The following is a 2733-nucleotide window of genomic DNA, read 5'->3' as shown; positions in this document are numbered from 1 at the left end:
CGGGGGTGTCCCCCGGGAAAACACAGCATGCCGTCCGGACATGTACCTCCGGAGGCCCCGACACCCGCACCCACCACACACCGCACCCCGCGCCGCAGGCGCACAACGCACCCCGGCCGGCAAAACCCAGCCCGTCCGGCGTTTGAGGACGGAACCGCCAACCCCGGCGCCGGATGCTCGTCCGGCAAGGGCCGGCCCAGCCGCGCCACCCGCCGCAGGCCGGAAAACAAGCCCGTCCGGCGATTGAGGACATGGCACCGGCCCCCGCCGGGACGCGAGAGGCGTTACACCCCCCGCGCCCCTACCCGCATCGCGTGCGTCAGCAGCTCCTCCACAACCGCCCGTCCATTCCGCGTCAGCACCGACTCCGGGTGGAACTGCACCGACGCGAACCCGGCGCCTCTCAGCGCGTGCACCTCTCCGTTCGCGTCGCGGCTCACCTCCACGCCGTGGGCGCCCAGTTCCTCCGCCGTCTCGTCGTCGCAGTGCGCCGTGAAGCTGTTGTAGAAGCCGACCGTCTCCGGACGCCCGAAGAGATCGATCCGGTTCTGCGCGCCCTGGTGCGGGACGCGCTTGCGGACCGTCTCCAGGCCCAGTTCCGCCGCGATCAGCTCATGCCCGAGGCAGACGCCGAGCAGCCCGTGCCGCCGCTCGCGGAGGAGTTGCGCCGCAAGCCCGCGCAGCAGTCGCATCTTCGGGTCGGCGAGGTCCGAGGGGTCGCCGGGGCCGGGGCCCAGTACGATCGGGCCGCCGTGCGTGAGCGCGGCCTTCCGCAGGCCGGGCTCGTCGTAGCGCCGTACCGTCACCTCCAGGCCCGCCGACCGCAGCAGATACGCGAGCATCGCCGTGAATGTGTCCTCGCCGTCGACGACCAGGGCGTGCCCGCTGAGCGTCGTCGGACCGGTCCGCATCCGCAGCCAGAACGGAGCGAGATCCGCACGCCGCGCGTCCAGCGCAGCCCGTACTCGCGGATCGTCGGCGAGCCGTGGCCGCCCGGATTCGGCGCGCGGCCGGCCCGGACGTACGCCGAGGGCCGCCAGCACAGCCGCCGCCTTGGCGTGTGTCTCGGCCACCTCGCCCTCCGGACGGGAGTGCCGTACGAGCGTCGCGCCGACCGGCACCCGCAGCCCGCCGTCGTGGTCGATGTCGGCGGTACGGATCACGATGGGCGAGTCGAGAGTCTGCGCGCCGCCCGCGTCCCGCCCGATCAGCGCGAGCGCGCCGCCGTAGTAGCCGCGCCCGCCGGACTCATGGCGTTCGATGACACGGCAGGCGTTCTGCACCGGCGAGCCGGTGACCGTCGCCGCGAACATCGTCTCCCTGAGCACCTCGCGCACATCGAGCGAGGACCGCCCGCGCAGTTCGTACTCGGTGTGCGCGAGATGCGCCATCTCCTTGAGCCGAGGGCCGATCACGACACCGCCACGGTCGCCGACGGTGCACATCATCTTCAACTCCTCGTCCACGACCATGGAGAGCTCCTCGGTCTCCTTGCGGTCGGCGAGGAACTCCAGCAGCGCCTCCGGCGACGGGCCCTCGGGCGGATAGCGGAAGGTCCCGCTGATCGGATTCATCACGACCGTCCCGCCGCTCATCCGGACATGGACCTCGGGACTGGCCCCGACGAGCGTGCGCTCGCCGGTGTAAACGGCGAAGGTCCAGTACGCGCCTCGCTCACCGGCGAGCAGCCGCCGGAAGAGGGCGAGCGCGTCGGCCCTGGAGAAGCCCGGGATCCGGCCTTCGAAGGTGCGCCGGACGACAAAGTTCGCTCCCTCGCCACGGCCGATCTCGTCCTCGATCACTCGCCGGACGATCTCCGCGTACCGCTCGTCGTCAAGATCGAACGCGCCGTCCTCGACGTGTACCTCATGGGCGGGCAGCCGGCCGAGCACCTCGGCGAGCGACAGTTCGTACGTCTCGTCCGCCACCAGCACGGACAGTGGCGTCCCGTCGTCCCGTACGTCGAAGCCGCGCTCCCTGATCTGCCGGAACGGCACCAGAGCCAGCGAGGTCCCGTCACCGGCCGGGAGATCCGCGAGCCGGGCGGCCTCGTGCACGGATCCGATCAGCAGCTCCACGGTGTCGTGGTCGCGGCCCGGAGTGCGGCGGCGCAGCATGGCGAAGGGCGGGCCGTCGTCGTGCGACAGCCGGTCGAGCGGATGACCGGGACGGTTGAGCGGACCGTGAGGACGGTCGAGCGGAGTGCGGGGCATCTGCGGTGTTCCTTCCGGAGAGGAGGAACGGCCGCTTCTTCCCCGGCCCGCCGTCGGCCCGGACAAGACTGAAGGCCGCCCCTCGGGCGGCCTTCGCGATTCGTGGTGCGCGCTGAATCAGTGGGCCGCCGGACGAGCGGTCCACCACCAGGTCTGATTCGAAAGCGCGAACATGACCGGCACCATAGCGCATCCGCCGAGAGCGCCGGGACGCATCCGCCGCGGGCGCCGGGAGCGCAAGGTTCATGTTCCATACTCTGAGAGCCGCCCGTGCGACAGCGCCCGACCACGTAATCTTGGGCGCGTGACAGTGAACGCTGAGAATCCCGCGACCTATGAGCCGTCCTGGAGAGACCTTCCCGCTGCGCAGCAGCCGGAGTATCCGGACCGGGACGCCCTGCGTGGGGTCGTGGCGGAGCTGGAAAGCTATCCGCCGCTGGTCTTCGCCGGTGAGTGTGACCAGTTGCGTGCGCGGCTGGGTGCTGTTGCCAGGGGTGAGGCGTTTCTGCTTCAGGGCGGT

3 protein-coding genes are annotated in these 2733 nt (G+C 71.2%); 1 reads left to right on the top strand and 2 read right to left on the bottom strand.

Annotated features, from left to right (window positions below; genetic code table 11):
* Positions 1-284 precede the first annotated feature (284 nt).
* Complete coding sequence (locus GA0115259_RS18500) at positions 285-2213, bottom strand: anthranilate synthase family protein (protein ID WP_093598158.1); 1929 nt, start codon at positions 2211-2213, stop codon at positions 285-287.
* A gap of 117 nt (positions 2214-2330) precedes the next feature.
* Entirely contained in the window at positions 2331-2387 is a 57-nt protein-coding gene (locus GA0115259_RS42840; RefSeq protein WP_370748118.1) for a trp operon leader peptide, read from the bottom strand.
* A 130-nt stretch (positions 2388-2517) separates the two neighbouring features.
* Between GA0115259_RS42840 and GA0115259_RS18495 the strand changes: the two genes are divergently transcribed.
* The coding region (locus GA0115259_RS18495) for a 3-deoxy-7-phosphoheptulonate synthase (RefSeq protein WP_141716613.1) at positions 2518-2733 on the top strand (216 nt) is incomplete at its 3' end.

The organism is Streptomyces sp. MnatMP-M17, assembly GCF_900091995.1.
GTDB lineage: Bacteria > Actinomycetota > Actinomycetes > Streptomycetales > Streptomycetaceae > Streptomyces.
The sequence above is the reverse complement of the archived record's forward strand: the minus strand, read 5'-3'. Positions and strand labels throughout refer to the sequence as shown.

Bases quoted from the DNA above. Each gene is read 5' to 3' on its own strand.
- GA0115259_RS18500 (WP_093598158.1), bottom strand. From the start codon at position 2,213: ATGCCCCGCACTCCGCTCGACCGTCCTCACGGTCCGCTCAACCGTCCC.